This window comes from Kitasatospora griseola (assembly GCF_014648555.1).
In the GTDB taxonomy this organism is placed as follows: domain Bacteria; phylum Actinomycetota; class Actinomycetes; order Streptomycetales; family Streptomycetaceae; genus Kitasatospora; species Kitasatospora griseola.
Genome location: NZ_BMRI01000018.1, coordinates 122272 through 138818 on the forward strand (window position 1 = coordinate 122272; position 16547 = coordinate 138818).

18 protein-coding genes are annotated in these 16547 nt (G+C 73.8%); 4 read left to right on the top strand and 14 right to left on the bottom strand.

The features are described 5' to 3' along the window. Positions 1 to 659 (top strand): phosphotransferase (locus IEZ12_RS22740; protein ID WP_229847804.1); only part of this gene is annotated, 659 nt, incomplete at its 5' end. An 85-nt stretch (positions 660 to 744) separates the two neighbouring features. Here the strand turns inward: IEZ12_RS22740 and IEZ12_RS22745 are convergent. The 3 genes from IEZ12_RS22745 to IEZ12_RS22755 form a co-directional block, all read right to left on the bottom strand. Then, a complete protein-coding gene (locus IEZ12_RS22745; RefSeq protein WP_189274104.1) occupies positions 745 to 2310 on the bottom strand; it encodes a S8 family peptidase in 1566 nt (521 codons plus the stop codon). 227 nt (positions 2311 to 2537) lie between these two features. After that, a complete protein-coding gene (locus tag IEZ12_RS22750) occupies positions 2538 to 3458 on the bottom strand; it encodes a GNAT family N-acetyltransferase (protein WP_189274106.1) in 921 nt (306 codons plus the stop codon). Between the two features lie 33 nt (positions 3459 to 3491). Further along, entirely contained in the window at positions 3492 to 4166 is a 675-nt protein-coding gene (locus IEZ12_RS22755; RefSeq protein ID WP_189274108.1) for an HAD family hydrolase, read from the bottom strand. Positions 4167 to 4442: 276 nt separating this feature from the next. On the opposite strand from IEZ12_RS22755, the gene IEZ12_RS22760 reads away from it, so the two are divergent. Then, positions 4443 to 5081: a DUF1062 domain-containing protein gene (locus IEZ12_RS22760; RefSeq protein ID WP_189274110.1), complete on the top strand. Its 639-nt coding sequence runs from the start codon at positions 4443 to 4445 to the stop codon at positions 5079 to 5081. 146 nt (positions 5082 to 5227) lie between these two features. Here the strand turns inward: IEZ12_RS22760 and IEZ12_RS22765 are convergent, their stop codons facing one another. Next, entirely contained in the window at positions 5228 to 5905 is a 678-nt protein-coding gene (locus IEZ12_RS22765) for a maleylpyruvate isomerase N-terminal domain-containing protein (RefSeq protein WP_189274112.1), read from the bottom strand. 71 nt (positions 5906 to 5976) lie between these two features. Further along, positions 5977 to 7272 carry a PP2C family protein-serine/threonine phosphatase gene (locus IEZ12_RS22770; RefSeq protein ID WP_373295515.1) on the bottom strand — a complete coding sequence of 432 codons (1296 nt, stop codon included), beginning with the start codon at positions 7270 to 7272 and terminating at the stop codon, positions 5977 to 5979. 107 nt (positions 7273 to 7379) lie between these two features. Between IEZ12_RS22770 and IEZ12_RS22775 the strand changes: the two genes are divergently transcribed. Further along, positions 7380 to 7739: a nuclear transport factor 2 family protein gene (locus IEZ12_RS22775; RefSeq protein ID WP_229847805.1), complete on the top strand. Its 360-nt coding sequence runs from the start codon at positions 7380 to 7382 to the stop codon at positions 7737 to 7739. Positions 7740 to 7824: 85 nt separating this feature from the next. On the opposite strand, the gene IEZ12_RS22780 is transcribed toward IEZ12_RS22775, so the two are convergent. From IEZ12_RS22780 to IEZ12_RS22790, 3 genes are all read right to left on the bottom strand, one after another. Then, positions 7825 to 8721, bottom strand: a complete 897-nt coding sequence (locus IEZ12_RS22780; protein WP_189274114.1) for a phosphotransferase — start codon at positions 8719 to 8721, stop codon at positions 7825 to 7827. A 137-nt stretch (positions 8722 to 8858) separates the two neighbouring features. Then, complete coding sequence (locus IEZ12_RS22785) at positions 8859 to 9392, bottom strand: GNAT family N-acetyltransferase (RefSeq protein ID WP_189274165.1); 534 nt, start codon at positions 9390 to 9392, stop codon at positions 8859 to 8861. A gap of 43 nt (positions 9393 to 9435) precedes the next feature. Then, positions 9436 to 10443 (bottom strand): S66 peptidase family protein, encoded by a 1008-nt coding sequence (locus tag IEZ12_RS22790; protein ID WP_189274116.1) that lies wholly within the window; start codon positions 10441 to 10443, stop codon positions 9436 to 9438. A gap of 176 nt (positions 10444 to 10619) precedes the next feature. On the opposite strand from IEZ12_RS22790, the gene IEZ12_RS22795 reads away from it, so the two are divergent. Further along, complete coding sequence (locus IEZ12_RS22795) at positions 10620 to 11030, top strand: nuclear transport factor 2 family protein (protein WP_189274118.1); 411 nt, start codon at positions 10620 to 10622, stop codon at positions 11028 to 11030. 57 nt (positions 11031 to 11087) lie between these two features. On the opposite strand, the gene IEZ12_RS22800 is transcribed toward IEZ12_RS22795, so the two are convergent. The 6 genes from IEZ12_RS22800 to IEZ12_RS22825 form a co-directional block, all read right to left on the bottom strand. Then, a complete protein-coding gene (locus IEZ12_RS22800) occupies positions 11088 to 11696 on the bottom strand; it encodes a DJ-1/PfpI family protein (protein ID WP_189274120.1) in 609 nt (202 codons plus the stop codon). A 125-nt stretch (positions 11697 to 11821) separates the two neighbouring features. Then, positions 11822 to 12274, bottom strand: a complete 453-nt coding sequence (locus IEZ12_RS22805) for a MarR family transcriptional regulator (protein ID WP_100588428.1) — start codon at positions 12272 to 12274, stop codon at positions 11822 to 11824. A 71-nt stretch (positions 12275 to 12345) separates the two neighbouring features. Continuing rightward, the gene (locus IEZ12_RS22810; RefSeq protein WP_189274122.1) at positions 12346 to 13797 is read right to left on the bottom strand and encodes an amidase; all 1452 of its coding nucleotides are present in this window, start codon (positions 13795 to 13797) and stop codon (positions 12346 to 12348) included. A gap of 121 nt (positions 13798 to 13918) precedes the next feature. Further along, positions 13919 to 14431 (bottom strand): CYTH domain-containing protein, encoded by a 513-nt coding sequence (locus IEZ12_RS22815; protein WP_229847807.1) that lies wholly within the window; start codon positions 14429 to 14431, stop codon positions 13919 to 13921. Between the two features lie 281 nt (positions 14432 to 14712). Next, the gene (locus IEZ12_RS22820; protein WP_189274124.1) at positions 14713 to 15477 is read right to left on the bottom strand and encodes a bestrophin-like domain; all 765 of its coding nucleotides are present in this window, start codon (positions 15475 to 15477) and stop codon (positions 14713 to 14715) included. Between the two features lie 64 nt (positions 15478 to 15541). Continuing rightward, positions 15542 to 16408, bottom strand: a complete 867-nt coding sequence (locus IEZ12_RS22825) for a hypothetical protein (protein WP_189274126.1) — start codon at positions 16406 to 16408, stop codon at positions 15542 to 15544. Positions 16409 to 16547 lie beyond the last annotated feature (139 nt).

Below are 16547 nucleotides of genomic sequence, written 5' to 3' on the forward strand. Positions count from 1 at the left end.
CGCCCCGCCCGCTGTCGCTGGTCGGACGGACCGTCATCATGACCAGGCTGCCCGGCGTCCCGCTGCGCGGGACCGAGTTGACGCTCACTCAACTGACCGCCCTGGCCCGCGCGACCGACCGCCTGCTGCGCGCCGTCCCGCCCGGGGCGGCGGCCGTCCTTCCGGAGCGGCGCTGGTACGTCCGCGACTCGGTGGCCGCGATCCGCCGCCGCGCGGTGCAGCCCTCGATGCCGGCGCTGGCGGCCGGTGTGCGCTGGCTGGCGGGTGCGGAGGCGGGGCTGCTCGCGGGTGCCGCGACGGCGGTGCCGGTGCTCGGGCAGGCCGACGGCAACCTCGCCAACTTCCTGTGGGACGGCGCGAACGTCCGGCTGGTCGACTTCGAGGACTCGGGGCGCAGCGACCGCCCGTACGAGCTGGCCGAGGTGGTCGAGCACCTCTCCGCCTGGGTGGACACCGATCTGGACGCGGCGGCGTTCCTGGCCCGCTTCGCGCTGTCCCCCGCCGAGCGGGCCCGCCTGCTGGAGTGCCGCCGCCTGTTCGCCCTGCTGTGGCTGGTGTTCCTGTCCACCGACCCGGCGACGGAGGCCCGCAACCCGCCCGGCACCACGGCCCGGCAGGCGGACCGGCTGCTGGCGCTGCTCGACGCCGCCGTCCGGTGATCGCGCCCCTCGCCGCCGACGTGCCGGGGGAGCCCGCCGCCGTTGCGAGGCGGTCGGCTCCCCCGGCGGCCGGCAGCGCCGGGTGTCAGAACTGCAGCGCCCAGCGGTCGAGGTAGCCCTCGAAGTACTCCGATCCGCCGGTCACCTGCAGCCGCCACACCCCGTTCGCGATCCTGGCGGAGGCGTCCACGCCGTAGAGCCGGTGGACGTCGTTGAACGGGCCGCTGAAGTCGGCGTCCTTGAGGCGGTAGGCGGTGCCGTCGGGTGCGATCAGATCGATGACCAGGTCGTACGGCCAGTCGTGGACGATGTCGACGGCGACGTCGAGGTTGGCCGGGCCGCGCCCGGCCACTCCGGTGACGGTGATGGCGGACAGGAGCGGCGCCTCCTCGACGGGGGTGTCCGTGTCATTGGTGAACCGCGGACCGGGCGGCCGGTTCGGGATGGTGCCGGTGTACAGCAGCCGGTCCGGGGTGCCCGGTTCCAGCGCGCCGATGGATCCGCTGGTGGCCGCCGAGGTCAGCGCGGTGGAGACCTGGGCGGGTGTCGCGGTGCGGTGGTCCGCCAGGTAGAGCGCGGCGGCGCCCGCGGCGTGCGGCGAGGCCATCGAGGTGCCCGACATGACGTCGGAGTCCTCGTCGTAGGCGATCCCGGCCGAGGTGATCTCGTCGCCGGGCGCGTGCAGGTCCACCAACGGGCCGTAGTTGGAGTACCAGGCGACGTCGTCCTCGATGTCGGTGGCACCCACCGTGATGGCGGACGCCACCCGGGCGGGGGAGTGCTGCGAGGCGTCGAGGCCCTGGTTTCCGGCCGCGACCGTGTACGTCAGACCGGAGGCGATCGAGTTGCGCACGGCGGTGTCGAGCACCTCGTCGGGGTCGCCGCCCAGGCTCATGTTGACGACGGCGGGCTTGACCGCGTGGGAGGTCACCCAGTCGACGCCCGCGACGACCTGCTCGATCGTGCCGCTCCCGCCGTCGTCCAGCACGCGGACGGCAACCACTGAGGCCTGCTTGGCCACCCCGTACGTCGCGCCCACCGCGGTGGCGGCCACGTGGGTGCCGTGCCCGTGGCCGTCGTCGGCCACGGCGTCCCCGTCGACGGCGTCGAACCCGTACGAGGCCCGGCCGCCGAAGTCCTCGTGGCTGATCCGGATGCCGGTGTCGACGATGTACACCGTCACCCCCTTCCCGCCGCCGGCCGGGTAGTCGAAGCGGTCGGTCAGCGGCGGGCGCCGCTGGTCTATCCGGTCCAGCCCCCAGGAGGGCGGCCCCGTCTGGCTCCCGTCCGCCGAGACCCGGTGGTTCTGCGACACCAGCGCGACCGCCGGATCGGCCGCGAGCCGCCGCGCCTGACGCTCCGGGAGCCGCACCGAGAACCCGCGCAGCGCCGTGTCGTAGGTCCGCCCCACCACGCCGCCGTAACGGGCGGCCAGTGAAGCCCCCAGCGGTGCGACCGCCTCCGGCGCCGCCCCCGCCTTCTGCGGAGCGAGCACCACCAGGTAGCTCCCGGCGATCGCCCCCGGCGCCCCGGCCCCCTGCACCACCCCCTCCGGAGCGCTCGCCACCGCCGGCACCGCGCTCCCCGCCCCCAGCAACAGGGCCGCCACCCCCGCGGCCACCCCCCGGAAGACCTTCCGTCGTACAGCCATCGCCGTCCCCCTGTCCCCCCATGGGCGCGCGGCTCACCGCACCACCCAGGTCCATCAACTCGCCTTTGCCAAAAGAAGGTTGACGCTAAATCAGAAACCTGACAAGCATGAAAAATGCGCCATCGGCCCATCCGTCATCCGACGTAGGAACGGCGCTACGGCCGGTGCTCTCCGCTTCTGAATGATCTCCGGGCGGGCGACGCGGCAGCCGCGGGGAACGAAGCTGCCTAGGCCAGGGTCTTCTTCAGTACGGTCGAGCTGTGACGGACCGTCATGCCGGCCTTCAGGTAGAGGTCGAGCGCGCCGGTCGCGGAGTGCGTCCACAGGGTGCAGCTGCGCAGGCCGGCGGCGCGGCAGGCGTGGAAGGTGTGGCGCAGCAGGTGGCGGGCGATGCCGCGGTGGCGGTGGCCGGCGTGGACGGCGACGGTCTCCACGTAGCCCTCGCCGGTGTCGGGGAGGGCGAGGGCGAGGGCGGCGCCGACCAGGTGGCCGTCGGCGAAGGCGAGCGGGGAGCGGTCGGCGGCGAAGGCGGGGCGGCGCACGGTGTTCGCGGCCCATTCGTCGAAGTCCTTGCGGCGCTGCTGCCATTCGTCGAAGGCGTCCTCGGTGAGCCGGTGCGCGGCCTGCTCGTCGGCCGGGTCGCCGGCCCGGAAGGGGCGGACGGTGAGGCCTTCGGGGGCGGGCGGCAGGTCGGCGGGCAGGTCGTCGAGGTCGATGGCGAGCAGCCAGCTGGTGACGTCGGCGCGGAAGCCGTGGGCCGCCAGCAGCGCGGTGGCGGCCGGGTCGCGGTCGGGCACGATCTGGGCGAGTTCGGCGGTGCCGCGTTCACGGGCCCGCTGTTCGATCCAGCGCAGCAGGGCGGTGCCGAGGCCCCGGCCGCGGTGTTCGGGGTGGACGTCGGCGTCGGTGCGCCGGTCCGTCCAGGCCCAGCCGACGAGTCGGCCGTCGCCGGTGTGCACCAGCAGGGTGTCGGCGGCGGGGTCGAGTCCGGGGCGGGCAAGGACGGCGGCGAGCGCGCCGGCGTCGGTGGTCGCGGTGCCGTCGAGCGCGCGCTCGCAGGTGTTGACCAGGTGCTGGACGGCGGGGAGGTCGGTGTCCGGGTCGATCGGCCGTGCGGTGCAGCCGGCGGGCAGTTCGGCCTGCGCCATGGAGCGGGCTCCTTCGGTGGGGGCGACGGGGTGTCAGCCGTGGCTGGTGCGCAGCAGTTCGGGCAGCTGCCGCATGTCGGAGAACAGTACGGTGCCGGGGCCGGTGAGCGCGTCCGCGCCGGTGGGGCCGCCGGTGTAGCCGAAGCACCGCATCCCGGCGGCGCGGGCGGCGCGGGTGCCGGGGCCGCTGTCCTCGACCACGGCGCACACCTCGGGGGCGAAGCCCATCCGCTGCGCGGCGTGCAGGAACAGGTCGGGTGCGGGCTTTCCGTGGGCCACCTCGGTGGCGCTGAAGATCCGGCCCTCGAAGCGCTCGTACAGGCCGGTCCGGCCGAGGGTGTGCCGCATCTTCCCGTGCGTTCCGCTGGATGCCACGCAGTGCGGCAGGCCGGCTGCGGCGAGCTCGGTGAGTGCCTCCACGATGCCGTCCACCGGCTCCAGTTCGGTGTCGACCAGCTCCCGGTGCCGCTGTTCGAACCGCTGCTCCCAGGCGGCGGCGGTGCTCTCGCCGAGCCGTTCGGCGACCACCTGCCAGCCGGCGGCGTGCGAGCGTCCGATGAAGTGCCGCACCACCTCGTCCTCGGTGAGCGGCCAGCCGAGCTGCGCGCCGACCTCGCGTTGGACGCGGACCGCGATCCGTTCGCTGTCCACCAGGACGCCGTCGCAGTCGAAGATCACCAGCTCGACGGGCTTGCTCGATTCGATCATCCGTTCAGCATATCCATGGGGCTCGAAACCTCTTCCCGGCGACGGAAATTGAGTTGCCGTCGGACTCCGCCGTGGATCACGATCACCGCATGGACTTTTAGCGGATGCCACGCAGTATCAGCCGACCTGTCGCGCGGTCGACCTCGCCGCCCTCTGCCGGGCCCCGGGGCGACGCATCGCGCCCTCGTGTGCACCCGCCGAACCGCGGGGGCCCGGTCCGGCCTGCGCGCCGGCCGGTGAGCGCTCCCGCCCCGTCCTGAAAGCCATCACATCTTCATGCATACCTCCCGCAAGGCCCGGTGGGCCGTGCGCCAGTTCGCCCTGCCCGCCGTGGTCCGCCCCTGCCCGGACTGCCCGAGCACCCGGCACCGCCCCTCCGGCAGGATCCGGGTCAACGCGAGCGGCAAACTGCTCGACGTCTGGCTGCTGCTGAGCTGCGCCGGCTGCGACCGCACCTCGAAGGTCCCCGTCCACGAACGCGTCCACGTCTCGACGCTGGAGCCGTCCCGGCTGGTGTCGTACGAGACCAACGACCCGGCCGTGGTGCGGGAGCTGACGATCAGTGCCTCGCTGGCCGCGAAGAACGGCTACCGTCTCGACTGGTCCGGCACCTGGGAGTTGGACGCCCGCACCCCGCTGTACGCGCTCGGCTCCCCCGCCCCGCTGCGGATCCGGGTCGCCTTCGACCTGCCCGCGCCGATCCGGGTGGAGCGGCTGCTGATGATCGGGCTCGGCCTCAGCCGGCCCCGGGTGCGGCGCCTGACGGCCGACGGCCTGATCGTGCTGCCGCCGGGCCTGGGCGCCAAGGCGCACCGGAACTTCGAGTTCACCGTCCACCCTCCCGCCACGCCGTCCGCCCCCGCGACCGAGCTGCCCACCGCCCGGTGGCCGCACGCGGAGCCCATCGGGGCGTAGCGGCGCATCGTCGCACGGCCTCCCGGCACGGCGCAGCGTCGCCGCGGCCCGGGAGGCCGCGCCCGACCCCTCCTGCCCTCCTGCCCGACTGACCGACTGCCCGACCGGCTGACCGCCCGACTGGCCGACTGGCCAACTCGTCGTGCTCAGCCCAGCGTCAGCCAGGTGATCCCGGCCCGCGCCACCTCCGCCCGCTCCACCGCGTCCAGCTCGGCCCGGCCGGTCGCCTTGCGCAGCAGCGTCGCCCGGTCCCAGCCGAGCGCCGCCCGCACCGACGCGCCGTCGACGTCCGTCAGCAGCAGTTCCTCCAGCACCTCGGAGGCCTCGTCCGTCAGCCAGGCCGGGCGGTCGAGCGCATCGGCCAGGTCCAGGCCGTGCACGGCCGACTCCACCACCCGGGTGATCATGAACTCGGTGAGCAGCATCGGATCGCTGTGCCTGGTCCGCACCACGCGGGCCTCGGCCTCGCCCTCGAACCGGGCCGCCACACCCTGCCAGGTCCGCTCGAACGCGGCGACCGGGTCGGTGTCGCCGTCCGCCGTGTCACGGGCGAGCGCGATCCGCGCCCGGTTCGTCGCCGCGTCGAACCGCTCGTCGGGCCGGTAGTACCCCACCGCCGTCACCTCCGCCCGCTCGGGCTCGGGCCCGGCCAGCATCGCCTCCACCCGCCCGACCGCGACCCGGACGTGCGCCAGCAGCTCGACCACCGTCCACGGCTCGCAGCGCGTGGGCCGCGCCCACTCCCCCGCGCCCAGCCCGGCCAACGCCGCCCCGAGCGCCCCGGCCTCGGCCCGGAACGCCTGCTCCACCAGTTTCTTCCGCATGCCCACGCACGCTACCCGTGGCCCACCACCCGTTCCCCGCCGGGCGGTCTGCCGTGGCGGTCCGTCAGCCCTCAGGTCCGGGTCGGCGTGCGGACGGCCAGCACGGCCATGTCGTCGTGACCGTCGCCGGGGTGCAGGTCGGCGAGGGTCCGAACGAGTTCGTCGAGCGGCAGGTCGGCGTGCGCGGCGACGAGCGCGGCGAGGGCGTCGAGGCCCTCGTCGATGTCGCGGTCGGGGCGTTCGACCAGGCCGTCGGTGAAGAACAGCACGGTGGCTCCGCCGGGCAGCGGATGGCTGTGGTCGGGCCGGGGGACGTCGGGGTCGACGCCGATCGGGATGCCGGGCTCGCCCTCCAGGTACCAGGTCCGTCCGTCGGGGTCGAGCACCAGCGGCGGCGGGTGTCCGGCGGTGCTCCAGCGGACCGTCCAGCCGTCCCCGTCGGTGGGTTCGATCCGCGCCAGGCAGGCGGTGGTGACCGGCAGGTCGGTGATGTCCTGGACGGTGCGGTCGAGTTGGCTCAGCACCGAACTGGGCGGGCTGCGGCGGTCGTACAGCAGGGCGCGCAGCATGTTGCGGGCCTGGGCCATGGCGGCCGCGGCGTTCAGGTCGTGGCCGACCACGTCGCCGATGACGGCCGCGCAGGCCCGGTCCGGCAGGATCACGGCGTCGTACCAGTCCCCGCCGACTCCGGCGGGGTCGGCGGCGGTGCGGTACACGGCGGCGCCGGTGAACGGCGACAGGTCGGGCAGGGTGGGCAGCAGCAGCCGCTGGAACTGCGCGGCGCTGTCCCGCATGTACCCGAACAGGCGGGCGTTCTCGATGGCGATGCCGGCCGCGCCCGCGAGCGCCTGCACCACCGCCTCGTCGGCCTGGTCGAACGGCAGTCCGTCCCGCCGCTCCGACAGGTACAGGTCGCCGTAGATCTTGCCCCGGACGGTGATCGCGACGCCCAGCAGGGTGCGCATCGGCGGGTGCCCGGGCGGGAAGCCCACCGACGCCGGATGCGCGCCGATGTCCTTCACCCGCAGCGGCTCCGGGTGGTGGATCAGGTGCCCGAGGACCCCGCGACCGCGCGGGAAGCCGATGCCCGCCAGCGCCGCCCGTTCCTCCGGCGACAGCCCTGCCGTGACGAACTGCTCCAGCCGGTCCCCGGACGGGGCGAGGATCCCGAGCGCCCCGTACCGCGCTCCGGCCAGCTCCATCGCCGTCGTGACGATCCGGTGCAGCACCGCCGGCAGGTCCAGGTCGCCGCTGATGGCCAGCACCGCCGACAGCAGCCCCTGCAGCCGGTCCCGCGCTCCGGCCAGCACCCGCAGCTGGGCCGCAATGTCGTCCGCCTGCTCGGGCGTCGGCGTCACCTCGTTCACCGCTCCCACGGTACGCACCGCAGCGCCGTCCGGTCCGGGCAACACGTGGATCGACCGCTGCCGGAAATCCCGCGACGGTCGGTGCGCGGCCGCGGCACACTGCAGCGGTGAACGATTCAGCTGTCGCCGCCGCCATCGGCGAGCACGTGCGCGCCTTCAACGACCGCGACGTCGACGCCCTCATGAACGGCTTCACCGACGACGCGGCCTGGATCACCGGCACGACGGTCGTCCGCGGCCGCGCCGCCCTGACGGAGCTGTTCACCGCCGCCATGGCCGACCTGCTGCCGACCTTGACGGTGCAGAACCTCCTGGCGGACGGGGACCGCGCGGCCTGCCGGCTCGTCGAGACGCTGAGTGTCGACGGCGAGCGGCGGGTCTGCTCCATCGCGGGCTTCTGCCGGCTGCGCGACGGCCGCATCGCCTCGGCGAAGATCTACCGCGAGGGCAGCGCCGAGCTGGAGTGACGCCCGCGGCCCGGCCGACCCAACCAGTCCGCTCCGGTCCGCTCCGGTTCGGTTCGGTTCGGTCCGCTCCGGTTCGGGACCGACGTCAGAGGCCCTGCAGGACGCGGTGGAGTGCCGACCTGCCGACGGGCCCCCAGTTCGACTTGCCGCCGGGCAGGCCGAGGTCCCCGTTCCGGCCCATCGACATCAGGAACAGGCTCTTCATCGCGGCCAGCCCGCGTGCTCGCCGCACCGCCGCCCCGTCCGCCTGCGCGTAACTGTCGAAGAACCGTGCGGCGCCGCCCGCGGGGAGCAGCAGCCAGGCGGCGGCCAGGTCCCATGCCGGGTCGCCGGCGAAGAGCGCGCCGAAGTCGACGACACCCGCCAGGGTCCCGTCCGCGACGACGACGTTCGCGGGGTGCAGGTCGCCGTGCACCCACACCGGCGGGCCCTCCCATCCCGGCGCCGCCACCGCCTCGCCCCACACCGCACGGATCTCGTCGACGAGTTCGGCGGGGGCGGCGGCCCGGAGGAAGTGCTCGAAGCCGCCCGTGCAGTCCTTCGGGTGGGCGCCGAAGTCGCCGGCGGGCGGCGCGTCGGCGGGCGCCGCCACGTGCAGGGCCCGGAGGAAGGCCGCCAGTGTCTCGGCCGCGTGGTCGTCGCGGGTGATCCCGCCGTGGTCCAGCGGCGTGCCCTCGACCCAGGTCATGACGGTCCAGATCTTGGGAAAGGCTTCGGACGGCGCGCCGTCCCGCACGGGGACCGGAATCGGCAGCGGCAACCGCGCGGCCAGCATCGGCAGCCACCGGCGTTCCTTGAGCTGCGGCTCGGGTCCGGTGTCCATCCGCTGCATCCGCAGGGCCAACTCGGGCCCGAGACGCCACATCTGATTGCCCCAGCCACCCGCCACCTCACGGACCGGCAGCTCGGCCAGGTCCGGATGCTGGTCCCGCAGCAGCTTGCGGACCAGGTCCTCGCCGATTTCGCTCTCGGATTCGGTCATGCCGAGTCACAGTAGCCGACGCAGCCGGGGGCCCCCGGGCTGATGCCCGGTCAGAGCTCCCAACACCGCGGCCGGTCCAGGGCGCCCCGCAACCACTACTGCCTCAACGTGTCGGGAGCGTGACGCCCCCCGCACCGCTACGGCAGCGCGAAGCGCCACATGTCGCGCGGTCCGCCGCCGACCTCCTGGTGCGCGGGCATCAGCGTCTCGCGCCGGTAGCCGGCCCTTTCGGCGGTGCGCAGCGAGCCGGTGTTCCACGGCTCCACGTACAACTCGACGCGCGGGACGGCCAGTTCGCCGAACGCCCAGGCGGTGACGGCGTTCAGCCCGGCGAGCGCGACACCCCGGCCCCGGTGGCCGCCGGCCACCCAGTACCCGGCGGTGGCGCAGCCGCGCAGCGGCAGTTCGCCGACCCACAGGCCGACGTTGCCGACGGCCCGCCCGGCGGGGTCCTCGATGACGAAGGGGTAGCCGGTGCCGATCTCGGTGCGCCGCCACTGCCGGTGCACGAACGCGTCGGCCTCCGTGTCGGAGTACGGGGCAGGCACGGTGGTGATCAGCGGGATGTACGGGTCGGTGGCGGCCTCCCGCAGCAGTTCCCGGTCCGTCAGCTCCCAGCGTCGTAGCCGGAATCCGTTCTCCGCCGCGATCTCCGGCACCGTCCTGGGCATCTCCACCCGCCCATCCTGCTCCACCCGCCGCGCCGACGGCCAGTCAGGGCCCGGGCTCCCGGCCCACCGCGGGTTCGAGCAGCGCCAACGTCCGCCGCTGCGCGTCGAGTCCGGCGCGGACGCCGACCGGCATCGGCAGGTTCGGGCCGGCGTGCCCGATGTCGACGTTGCCCAGGACGGGGAGGTCGCGGTCGCCGAGGACGTCGAGGACGATCTCGCGCAGCGTCGGGGACGCGCCGGGTTCGAGTCCGGCGATCTCGCGCGGCACGCCCACGACCATGCCGGAGATCCGGTCGAGGATGCCGGAGTGCCGCATCACCTGCAGGTGGCTCCACACGTGCGAGGCGTGGCCGCCCATCTCCTCCCAGAACAGCACGGCGCCGTCGAACCGTTCGAGCGGCAGTGCGAAGGGCGTCGCCTGCGCCAGCACGATCCGGTTGATCACCCCGCCGATCAGCCGTCCTTCCGCCCGCCCGGGGCGCCAGCACTCCCACCCCGGGCTCGTGGGCAGCGCGCCGATCGCCTCGGTGCTGGTCAGCAACGCGCCGTACAGCCCTTCGAGTTCCGCCTGCCGCGCCGCGGGCGCGGACCGCCAGTGTCCGCCGAAGCCGGGGACGGCCATGTCGGCATGGAACCCGACCAGACCGGTGCGCGCGTGCAGCACCAGGTGCAGCAGGGAGATGTCGCTGTAGCCGAGGATCGGCTTGGGGTCGGCCCGGATCGCCTCGACGTCGATCAGGTCGAGGTAGCCGAGCGCCGTCTGGCCGCCGTCGCTCGCGACGATCGCGCGCACCTCGGGGTCGCGCAGCAGGCCGTTGAGCTCCGCGGCGATCTCCGCCGGCGCGGCCGCACTCCACCAGTGGCGGCGTCCCACTTCGAGCAGCGGCGCCCGGCGCACCCGGAATCCCATCCGCTCAAACACCGCCACCGTCCGCGCCACGTGCGGCTCGTGCGCGGCCGGCAGCGGACCGGACAGCGCGGCGATGACGACGAGGTCTCCGGGCCGCAGGGCGCGCGGTCGGAGCGGGCTGGGCGACGCGGCGGCGGTCATGGCGTCAGTGTCCCGGGCGCCGTCGCCGGAAGCACCCGGATTTCACCGACCGCCGGGGCGATGGCCGGTGCCCGACCGCGTGAGCCCGGCTGTCAGGTTCTCGGGTGACGCCTCGTCGGACAGGCGTAGGGTGCGAGACCGATCCACCCGTGAGCGAAACACCTGGGGGTACCGCCATGGCCGAACCGCTGTTGGACGTCCTGGCCCGCTACCGGCGGGCGATGCTCGATCTGGACGCCGATGCGCTGGCCGAGCTCTACGCGCCGGACGGCGTCCACGAGTTCCCGTTCCGATTCCCCCGCTTTCCGGCTCGGTACGAGGGGCGGGAGGCGATCCGGGCGGGGTACCGGGCCGCGTGGTCCGCGACTCCGGCGCGGCCGACGGAGATCGAGGAGACCGCCGTGCACCGGTCGACCGATCCGGAGGTGCTGGTGGTCGAACAGCAGGTGCGGGGCGAAATCGCCGGTGGACACGGCGAGTTCGCGATCGCGGGGCTGCTGGTGATCCGGGTCCGCGGCGGTCTGATCGTCCACGCCCGCGACTACATGGACGGCCTCGCCGCCTCCGGCGGGCTCACCGGCCGGTAGCCGTCAGGTCCGGGCCGGCGGTCCGTCAGGTCGCCGGCCCGGACCGGCTGCGACTCGTCAGCCCAGTGCGACTTCGCCGACCCGCACGGCGCGCAGCGCGCGTTCGATCGTCTCCTGCTGTTCGCCGACGGGGGCGACGTAGCCGAGGACGTCGCGGGCGGCGGCCTCCCCGAGCGCGCGGGTGACGACCCAGGTGGCGAGGTACTGGGACGCCAGGCAGCCGCCCGCCGTGGCGATGTTCCCCTCGGCGTGGAACGGCGTGTCGAGCACCGTCACGCCGCGGGCCTCGACGAAGGGCCGGCTGGTGAGATCCGTGCAGGCGGGCATGCCGTCCAGCAGGCCGAGCCGGGCGAGCACCAGGGCGCCCGAGCACTGCGCGCCGATCAGCTGTCGAGCGGGGTCGAGCGGCAGCCGCGAGATCAGCCGGTCGTCGGCGACCACGTCGCGGGTCTTCACCCCGCTGCCGATCAGCACCACATCGGCTTCGGTCACGAACTCCATCGGGCGCTGCCCGGTCACCGCCACCCCGTTCATCGAGGTGACCACGGGGGTGGGCGTGGTGAGGAAGGCCTCCAGGCCGTCCTTGCGACAGCGGTTGATCAACGCGGAGGCGATGAAACTGTCGAGTTCGTTGAAACCGTCGAAGGTGACCACGGCTACCTGCATCACAACTCCTCCAAGGGGCGCCAGGCCCTCAGTCTCGCCGACGCGCCGCTCCTGGTCGACCGTCAACCGGCGGGCGCGGCACGCAGGTCGACGACGGCCGGGGAACGAGCCGGGCGGGCCGGCCGTCAGTCGTGGCCGAGTCGTTCCAGGACGGCCATGGCCGCGATCACGGTCTGCCGTTCCGCTTCGGTGCACTTGGCCTGGAGTTCGGCGGCGAGCCATTCGCCGCGTGCCCGTCGGCCGTCCTCCGCTCGGCGGCGGCCCTCGGGGGTGAGCACGATCAGCATCCGGCGTCCGTCGTCGGGGTCGCGGCGGCGTTCCACCAGGCCCTGCGCGGTGAGAGCGGCGATGGTGGTGGCCATCGACTGGTGGCGCATGCCTTCGGCGACCGCCAGGTCGCTGGTGGTCAGGCCCTGTCCGTCGCTGTCCAGCAGCCGCCCCATCGCGGACGCCTGGGTGAGCGTCAGGTCGCCCGTTCCGGCGGCGGCTCTGATGCGCCGGCGCAGCCGGCCGATCACCGATCGCACCTGCTGCGAGGCCTGCACGGCGGACGGCGCGGCCTCCCGGTCTTCACTCATGGGGCCAGCGTAGGTTCCCGGCCGCCGAAGGTACAGTTTTCCTGTACATCACGCGGCCGGGAAGAGCTCCCTCAGTTGGGCGCCCGGAAACCGCCGATCTCCCGCTCCAGGAGCTCGGCCAGCCGCAACGGGGTGCGGTCCTCGAACATCGGGCCGACGATCTGCACGCCGACCGGCAGGCCCTCGGGGGACGGCCCCGTCGGCACGGCGGTGGCAGGCAGCCCGGGCATGGTGGCCACGCCGGCCCAGACCAGCTGGTCGAAGTACGGGTACCCGACGCCGTCGATGTCGAGCAGGCGCTCCAACGGGTGGGGGTGGTGGTCGTGCGGGAACGCCGGCGTGGGCGTGATCGGGCACACCACGGCGTCGTACTCGGCGAACAGTTGCCGCCAGCCGTGGCGGTGGACCTCGCGGCGGAAGTTCAGCTCAAGCCAGTCGCTGTGGCTGAGCACCATGCCGCGCAGCCGGGCCGCGTCGAGACTCCGGTCGTCCGCGCCCAGCGCGGCGGCGCGCGCCTGGAGCTGCTCGCGCTCGTCGACGGGGAAGTGCGCGACGGTGCCGGAGAACAGGAACTGCATGTAGAGGGCCGCGGTGTCGGCGAGATCGGGCAGCAGCGGACTGTACCGGTCGACGCGGGCGCCGCCGGCGGCGAGCGCGTCGGCCACCCGGTTCAGGCCCGCCCGTACGGCGGACCCGGTCGAGATGAACGGATGCTCCTCGACGACCAGGACCCGGAAGTCGCCCAGCCGCTCGTGGCGCGCGGGCGGCAGCGCCAGCCGGTACGCCGCGCCGGACGTCAGCGGGTCCGGCCCGGCCATGACGTCCAGCAGCAGCGTCAGGTCACGGGCGGTGCGCGCCATCGGGCCGACCACGGCGAGGTCGGGCTCGGTCGGCAGGGCCGGACCGGGCGGCGGAACCATGCCGCGGGTCGGCAGCATCCCGAGCGTCGGCTTGTGCGCGTAGACGCCGCAGAAGTGCGCGGGCGTGCGCAGCGAGCCGGCCAGGTCGGAGCCGATGGACAGCGCGCCGAAACCGGACGCCAGGGCCGCCGCCGATCCGCCGGAGGATCCGCCCGAGGTGCGGGCGTGGTTCCACGGATTGTTGGTGGTGCCGTAGATCTCGTTGAAGCTCTGGATGTCCTGCAGCCCGCGGGGCACATTGGTCTTGCCGAGCACCACCGCGCCGGCGGCCTTGAGCCGCGACACCTGCAGCGCGTCCTCGGCCGGCACGAAGTCCCGGTGCTGCGGCATGCCGAAGGTGGTGGGCAGCCCCGCGATGTCGTAGCACTCCTTCACCGTCACCGGGATGCCGAGCAGCGGCCGGTCCTCGCCGCGGGCGCGCGCCCGGTCGGCACTGTGCGCGGCGGCCCGGGCCCGGTCGAAGTCAGGCACGCAGATCGCGTTGATCGGCTTGTCGTCCCGCTCGATGCGGGCGATCGCCGCTTCGGTCAGCTCCGCCGAGGTCACCTCACCGGCGCGCAGGGCAGCGGTGAGTTCTTCGGCCGACTTGAAATTCACGTCCATGGATCGGACCGTACTGGCCTCCGGGAGGGGGCACGAAACACCACTTCGCACAACCGACCGGCAGCCCGGATACTCGTCAATTCCCTTTCCTGCGACTGAAGTCGGCCCGGGACGGGAAACCTCAGGCCAGCAGCAGCCCGTAGTCCGCCAGCCAGCCGCGCACCTGGGCGCGCTCGGCGTGGGCCAGCGAGCCGCCGGTGAAGCGCGGGTCGTCGGTGACCTCGGCCAGACAACCCGCCGGGGGCACGAACGTTTCTGCGTCCTCGGTGGTCTCGAACTCCGCCTCCGCCAGCACCAGTCCGAGCAGCCGGCCGTCGAACACGTCGACTCCCAGCGGGGGGACGCTCAGCCGGGTCTTGGTCAGCACCCGGCCGGGCAGCACGTCCAGCAGCAGGGAGTACTCCTCCCCCGACAGGTACATGTTGGTGATCAGGCCCCGCACCGGACCGGTGGCACCGGGCGGCGCCGGGATCTTCTGGGTGAGCTTGTGGGCGCACTCCCCGGTGTCGATCCGCTCGACGTGACGCAGCCGCAGGCGGGTGCCGTCCACGTACCGGTCGGTGATCAGCCGGGCGCAGGTGACGGCACCCGGCGCGGGGACCCGGGCGAGCAGGAAACGGCGCTCCCGCTCCACCCGCGCGTACCTGCTCCCGACTGTCGCACCCACCCCTGCCGAACCCGTCGCCGCCGCATGCGATTCGCCGCCGCGCCGCCCCTCGGTGTCCTGCGCCCCCATGCCCCGTCTCCCCGTTGCGCGTTGTGCCGCCGCGCCCGTTCCGCCCGTGGCGTCCCGCTGCGCGGCCTCCCCGTCGGCCGCCCGGGACCGTTCCCCCGTCCCCGCATGGGCGGCCGCCCCCAGCGTAATGTGCGAATCGGCCCGAGGTGGCCGGATGTTCTCCATCTCCACCGCCCGGACTACTGGTTGAGGAACGGGAACAGGTCCAGGAACGGTTGCGTGGTGACCGACATGCCGCGCCCGAACGGGTCGTCGAAGTCCCAGATCAGGAACAGCAGGAAGCCGATCAGCGCACTGAACGTGCCGGCCAGCACCAACTCCCGCCCGGAGCGCCGGATCTGCAGCGCGAACAGCATGCCGACGGTGACCACCGCGCCGACGATCAGGCCGAACCAGACCACCCCGGGCATGGTCGGGCCGGTGTTGCCGCCACGGGAGTTGCGGGCCTCGTCGGCGGTGGCGATCTTGTCCATCATCGCCTGGTACGCCTGCGCCTCGATGTCGTTCTGCGGGGCGTGCGAGGCCACGTCGGTGCGCAGCTTGGCGAGCAAGTCGGTGCCCTCCGGGGAGAGTTCCCCCTGGGTGCGCATGTGGTGCCACTCGGTGTTCACCACGAACGAGACGTAGCCGTCGACGTCCTTGTCGACCGTCGCCCGGAAGTCCGCGGGGAACACCTCGGCCCGCGCGCTGACTTCGTGCAGCGCCTGGGCCTCGCGCTGCACGTCGTCCTGCGCGGACGACCGGGACTCCCAGACGCCGGCGATCGCCAGGCCCAGCACGATGGCGTACACGACGCCGATCATCATGGTGATGTACTCGATGACGTCCGGCGTCTCCGAGGTGTCCTCGTGGAGAGCGACCTTGCGGTGCCTCAGCAGCACGACGGCGACGACGACCAGGCACGCCCCGGCCATCACGATGGCGAGCGCCACCCATTCGGACATGACAGGTCCTTCCCTGTTGCTTGTATCGACAACTCAGCTGGAATGACTGGGGCTTGACGATCCGTCAGGAACGGCCGCGTCGCGCGGCGGCCCGGGACTTCCCGCTCGGGCGCAGCGCCGCCACGGCGATGACCGCGGGAACGGTGACGACCAGCATCCGGGTGGTGGTCGAACTGCCGTGGCGGGTGGGCGGTGCGGCATGCACCAGCGGCGGCGGCAGGTGGACGGACGTCTGCGGCACGGGCCGACTCGGCACGGGGCTCGGGGCGGGCGTCGTCGCTGCGGGGGCGGGCGGCGCGGGCACGATCGGCGCCGCGCTGCGGGTGGGCGCGGGCTGCGGCTTCGGCGGGGCCGGTGTGGGGGTGGGCACCGGCGTGGGTTTCGGTGCCGGCGTCGGTGTGGGGCTCGGCGTGGGGCTCGGCTCGACTGTCGGGCTCGGCTTGGGAGTTGGCGATGAACTGTGCGAAGGGCTGGGCGTGGGAGTGGGTGTCGGCCGCGGGTGGCAGTGGTGCCCGTGCCCGTGCCCGTCCTCGCCCTGGTCGTCGCCCCCGCCGTGGCCGCCCCCTCGTCCCCCCGTGTCCCCCCGGTCCCCCTCGTCCCCCTGTGGCCCGCGCTGCGGGTGCAGCGGGAGCGCGACGTCGGCCCCGCCCTCGGCGTCCACCTCGATGTGCACTCCGGCGGCGTCGACGGAGCCGTGCACGTGGACGCAGATCTCCAATCGCCGCCCGTCGTCCCGTTCGTAGGCGGTCGTGTCGGTGGCGGCGGTCCGGGTGGCGCCCGTGAGCACCGCGCACATCACGGCGACCCCGGCGAACGCCCCGGCCGTCCGCAACCCCACCGCCCGGACGCCGCGGCGCGCCGTCGGGGTGGGTAAGGTCTCCGCCGCTGCCCCGCGGTGCGCGGGCGGCCGGTCGTTCCGCTGCATGGGCATGGTCCAACCTTCCTGTGGCTGTGGACGATCGAACCGGCACCGCGTTCGAGCCGGAGCGCAGTCGAGGGCACGTCGGAGGACCGGTGCCGTTCCGTCGCAGAAACGGAACTGCATGATCAATCCGACGCACCCTCAACCG

What these genes read in the sequence shown, in the direction of transcription:
- IEZ12_RS22745 (WP_189274104.1), bottom strand. Translation starts at nt 2,310, where the DNA reads ATGGCTGTACGACGGAAGGTCTTCCGGGGGGTGGCCGCGGGGGTGGCG.
- IEZ12_RS22750 (WP_189274106.1), bottom strand. Translation starts at nt 3,458, where the DNA reads ATGGCGCAGGCCGAACTGCCCGCCGGCTGCACCGCACGGCCGATCGAC.
- IEZ12_RS22755 (WP_189274108.1), bottom strand. Translation starts at nt 4,166, where the DNA reads ATGATCGAATCGAGCAAGCCCGTCGAGCTGGTGATCTTCGACTGCGAC.
- IEZ12_RS22760 (WP_189274110.1), top strand. Translation starts at nt 4,443, where the DNA reads ATGCATACCTCCCGCAAGGCCCGGTGGGCCGTGCGCCAGTTCGCCCTG.
- IEZ12_RS22765 (WP_189274112.1), bottom strand. Translation starts at nt 5,905, where the DNA reads ATGCGGAAGAAACTGGTGGAGCAGGCGTTCCGGGCCGAGGCCGGGGCG.
- IEZ12_RS22780 (WP_189274114.1), bottom strand. Translation starts at nt 8,721, where the DNA reads ATGACCGAATCCGAGAGCGAAATCGGCGAGGACCTGGTCCGCAAGCTG.
- IEZ12_RS22785 (WP_189274165.1), bottom strand. Translation starts at nt 9,392, where the DNA reads ATGCCCAGGACGGTGCCGGAGATCGCGGCGGAGAACGGATTCCGGCTA.
- IEZ12_RS22790 (WP_189274116.1), bottom strand. Translation starts at nt 10,443, where the DNA reads ATGACCGCCGCCGCGTCGCCCAGCCCGCTCCGACCGCGCGCCCTGCGG.
- IEZ12_RS22795 (WP_189274118.1), top strand. Translation starts at nt 10,620, where the DNA reads ATGGCCGAACCGCTGTTGGACGTCCTGGCCCGCTACCGGCGGGCGATG.
- IEZ12_RS22800 (WP_189274120.1), bottom strand. Translation starts at nt 11,696, where the DNA reads ATGCAGGTAGCCGTGGTCACCTTCGACGGTTTCAACGAACTCGACAGT.
- IEZ12_RS22805 (WP_100588428.1), bottom strand. Translation starts at nt 12,274, where the DNA reads ATGAGTGAAGACCGGGAGGCCGCGCCGTCCGCCGTGCAGGCCTCGCAG.
- IEZ12_RS22810 (WP_189274122.1), bottom strand. Translation starts at nt 13,797, where the DNA reads ATGGACGTGAATTTCAAGTCGGCCGAAGAACTCACCGCTGCCCTGCGC.
- IEZ12_RS22820 (WP_189274124.1), bottom strand. Translation starts at nt 15,477, where the DNA reads ATGTCCGAATGGGTGGCGCTCGCCATCGTGATGGCCGGGGCGTGCCTG.
- IEZ12_RS22825 (WP_189274126.1), bottom strand. Translation starts at nt 16,408, where the DNA reads ATGCCCATGCAGCGGAACGACCGGCCGCCCGCGCACCGCGGGGCAGCG.